The following is a 242-nucleotide window of genomic DNA, read 5'->3' on the forward strand; positions in this document are numbered from 1 at the left end:
AGATTATCCTGATGTAATTTACAAAACAAAACGCGCTAAAATCAAAGCCGTTATCAATAAAATTAAAGAATGTAATGAAAAAGGTCAGCCAGTGCTCGTTGGTACGACTTCCATCGTTCAATCTGAAGAAATCAGTGGTTTCTTAAAACGTCAAGGCATTGAACACAAAGTATTAAATGCTAAATACCATGAAATGGAAGCTGAAATCATCAAAGACGCTGGTCAAAAGGGCGCTGTAACTA

At 36.0% G+C, this 242-nt stretch carries 1 protein-coding gene; it reads left to right on the forward strand.

Annotated features, from left to right (window positions below):
* Nucleotides 1–242, forward strand: a 242-nt coding sequence (locus tag H5993_RS09355; protein WP_487343524.1) for a preprotein translocase subunit SecA, incomplete at both ends; no start/stop codon positions are given.

The organism is Limosilactobacillus alvi, from assembly GCF_016900115.1.
Taxonomy (GTDB): Bacteria; Bacillota; Bacilli; order Lactobacillales; family Lactobacillaceae; genus Limosilactobacillus; species Limosilactobacillus alvi.